Below are 4,252 nucleotides of genomic sequence, written 5' to 3' on the forward strand. Positions count from 1 at the left end.
AGTAGGCTTTGAGCTCGGCGTCGATCATCTTGTAGGATTTCCAGGGATCGGGGAACTCGGGATCGCTCAAGTCGATCAGGTGGAGGAACAAACGAGTCCGCTCGATGTGGCGGAGAAACTTCACGCCCATGCCGGCGCCCTGGTGGGCTCCCTCGATCAAGCCGGGAATGTCGGCCACGGTGTAGCTTTGCAGGCCCGCTTTCACGACCCCGAGCTGGGGGGTCAGGGTGGTGAAGGGGTAATCGGCGATCTTGGGCTTGGCCGCCGAGATCCGCGAGATCAAGGTCGACTTGCCGGCATTGGGCCGGCCGATCAAGCCGACGTCGGCCAAGAGCTTGAGCTCGAGCTTGAGCTCGCACTCCTCGCCGGGCTTCCCGTCGCCGGCGACCCGCGGGACTCGATGGGTCGAAGAGACGAAAGACAAGTTGCCGCGGCCGCCCCGGCCGCCCGCCGCGGCCAGATAGGTATCGCCGGACTTGGTGAGATCGGCCAGGACCTCGCCGCTTTCAGGGTCTTTGACGACCGTCCCCACCGGAACCCGGATGATATTGTCCTTGCCGGTCCGGCCGTAGCGGTTGGCGCCCATGCCGTGCTCGCCGCGCTCGCCCTCGAAACGGCGGTTGTAGCGGAAGTCGAGCAAGGTGCCCAAGCCGGGATCGGCCCGCAGAATCACGTTGCCGCCGTTGCCGCCGTTGCCGCCGTCGGGCCCGCCGCGCGGGACGTACTTCTCGCGGCGAAAGGAGATGCAACCGTTGCCGCCGGCGCCGCCGGCGACGGTGATTGTTGCTTCGTCGATGAACTTCATAAAATAAAAAACCCCGCTCCGATTTCGAAGCGGGGCTCAATTCTTTTCACGAGCCGCTTAGCTCGCCGGATAAACGCTGACACGCTTCTTGCCGCGGCCGAATTCCTCGTACTTCACGACGCCGCTGATCTTGGCGAAGAGGGTGAAGTCCTTGCCCTTGCCGACGTTGGTGCCGGGAAAAATCTTGGTGCCGACCTGGCGGACCAGGATCGAGCCGGCCGGGATGTTCTGGCCGCCGTAGACCTTGACGCCGCGGCGCTGGCCGTTGGAGTCGCGCCCGTTCTTGCTGGATCCGCCTGCTTTCTTATGTGCCATGATCTATCTCTCTTAATGGCGGGGCTGAAGCCCCTTGCTACATTTATTAGGCCGAAATCTGCTTGATCAAGACTTCGGTGAATTCCTGCCGATGCCCCTGCTTTTTGGCGTAGCCCTTGCGGCGTTTCTTCTTGAAGACCAGGACTTTCTTGTCCTTGTCCTGCTTGACGATCTCGCCGGCAACCTTGGCGGTCTCGACCACCGGGGTGCCGATGACCGGGCTCTCGCCGCCCACCAAAAGGACCCGGGTGAACTCGATCGATTGGCCGACCACGCCCTCGGGAATCTTCTCGACTTTGATCTTTTCGCCTTCGGCCACCTTGTATTGTTTGCCGCCGGTCTCGATGATTGCGTATTTCATAAGGCGCGTGGGTTTAGCCGGTTTTCCACAGCGAGTCAAGAATGGAAAACCCTAAATTTGTTTAGGGAATTGGACCCCGAATCTCATTCAAAATCAACAGTTTATGGGGTGTCGACCCCCAAAATTTTCAGCCCTTTAGTCAAGGGTCATCGGGGCCGTCCTAAAATATCATAATAATTATAAATAGTTAGATTAGCCAAGGCCCGCAAGCTCGCTGCTGGCGCGGTTTTTGTAGGATCTTCCTCTTAGGAGCCGAGCCTAAGATGGAAAAACTGATCAATCGCTATTTCAAACTCTATTTCTCGGTGACCTTGATGGCCTTTGTCTTCACCGTCATCGTCGCCCTAGTCCCGCGGCTGATCCGGTAGCCTGGGCCTTTAGGCCCGGCAAGACGGGGCTGAAGCCCCTTGCTACCCGCGCAGGCCCTTGATCTCGAAGTGCTCAGGATTGAAGCTGGGCACCGGCTCGATCTCGATCTTCTTGTAAATCTTCTTCTCCAAGTCGATCAAGCCTTCCCGCTCTTCATCGTTCAACACCTCGAAAACCGAAGGATGGACCTGGACCAATAAGGTCCCCTTGTCGCTCATCTGGGCCTCGCGCTGGATCTGGCGGAAGATCTCGTAACAGACCGTGGTCCGGCTCTTGGTGTAGCCGCGGCCGTCGCAGACCTCGCAGCTCTCGCAGAGCACCCGGGCCAGGCTCTCGTGGGTCCGCTTCCGCGTCATCTCGATCAGGCCGAGCTCGGTGATTCGGCTCAAGGTCGACTTGGCCCGGTCCTTCCGCAAGGCCTCGCGGAAAGCCGAATAAACCTTCTCGCGCGAGCTCCGGCGCTCCATGTCGATGAAGTCCAAGATGATGATGCCGCCCAAATTGCGGACCCGCAGCTGGTAGACGATCTCCTGAGCCGCCTCGAGGTTGGTCTTGAGGATGGTGTCCTCGAGGTTGCTGCGGCCGACGAAACGGCCGGTGTTGACGTCGATGGTGGTGAGGGCCTCGGTCTGGTCGATGATCAGGTAGCCGCCGCTCTTCAGCCAGACCTTCTTGCCCAGGGCCCGGTTGATCTCGGTCTCGATGCCGTAATGGTCGAAGATCGGCTCCTTGCCCCGGTAAAACTCGACGGTGTGCTCGAGGTGGGGCATGAAGCGCTTGACGAAGGCCAGGATGTTCTCGAACTCCTCGCGGTCGTCGATGACGATGCGCTCGATCTCGAAGCTGTAAAGGTCGCGGAGCAGCCGCAGGACGATGTCGAGCTCGGTGTGGATCAGGGCCGGCGCCGGCGTCCGGTTGTACTTGTCGATGATCTCGCGCCAGGTGGTCGAAAGATACTCGATGTCGGACTTGATGGTTTCCTCGCTCAAGCCCTCGGAAGCGGTGCGGACGATGAAGCCGCCTTCTTCCGGCCGGTAAGTCCGGATGATGTCGCGAAGCCGGCGGCGCTCGATGTCATCGCCGATCCGCCGCGAGGTGCCGATCTTGTCCCAAGTCGGCATGTAGACCACCGAGCGGCCGGGCAGCGAGATGTGGCTGGTGACCCGGGCGCCCTTGGTGCTGATCGGCCCGCGGGCCACCTGGACCAAGACTTCCTGGCCGGGCCGGAGCAGGTCTTGGATGTTCTGGCGATCGCGCCAGCGCTTGCGCGGCTTGGCTTCCTTCTCGCCGTCCTCGGACTCGATGTCGCCCAGCTCCTCGTTGACGTCGCTGACGTAGAGGAAGGCGGCCTTCTCCATCCCGATCTCGACGAAGGCGGCCTGCATGCCGGGCAAGACTCTTTGGACCTTGCCCTTGTAGATGTTGCCGACGTAGGCGACTTCCTTGGCCCGCTCATAGTAAACTTCGCTGACCACGCCCTTTTCCAAATAGGCGACGCGCTTCTCCTTGGAAGTCACGTTCACGATCAATTCTTTTGCCATGCGTTAAATAGAGGGGATCACTCGACCTCAAAATGGGCATCCACTTTGCGGATCCGGCTTCCCGACCAGGCGCCCTTCCCTTCGGGGAAAAGCGCTTCGAGCACTTCGCTGGGGCGAATGCTGCCCGAGGTCTGGCCAAAATGGGTCACCAGATGAAGACGGTTCGGAGCGACCACCTCGATATCCTTGATGTAGGGTCGAATATCGACCGATTTTTGTTTCTTTTCGCGTCGCCGCTCGATTCGAACTTCCGTCGAATTTTTTAAGTGCTGCACTCGACCCGGCAAGTCGCCGGGATTCGCCGTCTCGAAGCTTTGAACGTCGATGGAGTAGACTTGCTCCCGCATCGCGGCGTTCAGCGACCGGCCCTTTTGAGGCAAGGTCCGAGCTTCGGTGAGAACGACTCCGGCCGGCAACACCTCGTTGACCCGGGCGAGGAATTCCGCGGGCTCCACGAAGTGAATGAGCTCGATGTCCATGAACTCGGCCTCGCTTTCGACGCCGACCGGTTGGGGTGGACTCAAGCTGACCCGCATCGCCGGGTTGAACCCTTGGCTGTAGCCGACCGGAATGGCGGCTCGCTTCAGGGCCCGGTGAATCAGGGTCGCCAGATCGAGATGACTTAAAAAAGCGGCTTCGCCCAATTTGGTGAATCGGGCGCGAATCCTTTGCTCTATCGGCTTTGCCTCGAACTTCCGAGGCACCGCCGGGGGATTGCCGAGGCTCTGCTCGGGCTCGTTTTTGAGACGGCGCCCGCGCGTGGAGAAGGCTTGGACCTTCTCTTCCCCGGGAAGATACCGGAAGTTGACGTTGAGGGTTTTGCGAAAATCGCAGACCCCGCAGTCGCTGCACTTGTCGGTC

At 60.2% G+C, this 4,252-nt stretch carries 5 protein-coding genes; all 5 read right to left on the reverse strand.

What is annotated here, in order from left to right; all coding sequences use genetic code 11:
* Positions 1 to 805, reverse strand: an 805-nt coding sequence (obgE, locus tag VJR29_07380; protein ID HKY63225.1) for a GTPase ObgE, incomplete at its 3' end; no start/stop codon positions are given.
* A gap of 57 nt (positions 806 to 862) precedes the next feature.
* Positions 863 to 1,120 carry a 50S ribosomal protein L27 gene (gene rpmA, locus VJR29_07385; GenBank protein ID HKY63226.1) on the reverse strand — a complete coding sequence of 86 codons (258 nt, stop codon included), beginning with the start codon at positions 1,118 to 1,120 and terminating at the stop codon, positions 863 to 865.
* A gap of 46 nt (positions 1,121 to 1,166) precedes the next feature.
* Positions 1,167 to 1,481, reverse strand: a complete 315-nt coding sequence (gene rplU, locus VJR29_07390; protein ID HKY63227.1) for a 50S ribosomal protein L21 — start codon at positions 1,479 to 1,481, stop codon at positions 1,167 to 1,169.
* Between the two features lie 410 nt (positions 1,482 to 1,891).
* Entirely contained in the window at positions 1,892 to 3,391 is a 1,500-nt protein-coding gene (locus tag VJR29_07395; GenBank protein HKY63228.1) for an Rne/Rng family ribonuclease, read from the reverse strand.
* A 17-nt stretch (positions 3,392 to 3,408) separates the two neighbouring features.
* The coding region (locus VJR29_07400) for a TIGR03936 family radical SAM-associated protein (GenBank protein ID HKY63229.1) at positions 3,409 to 4,252 on the reverse strand (844 nt) is incomplete at its 5' end.

Source organism: bacterium (assembly GCA_035281585.1).
Lineage (GTDB): Bacteria > UBA10199 > UBA10199 > DSSB01 > DSSB01 > DATEDP01.

Excerpts from the sequence above, each read along its gene's own strand:
- rplU (HKY63227.1), bottom strand. The coding sequence starts at position 1,481 with ATGAAATACGCAATCATCGAGACCGGCGGCAAACAATACAAGGTGGCC.
- rpmA (HKY63226.1), bottom strand. The coding sequence starts at position 1,120 with ATGGCACATAAGAAAGCAGGCGGATCCAGCAAGAACGGGCGCGACTCC.
- VJR29_07395 (HKY63228.1), bottom strand. The coding sequence starts at position 3,391 with ATGGCAAAAGAATTGATCGTGAACGTGACTTCCAAGGAGAAGCGCGTC.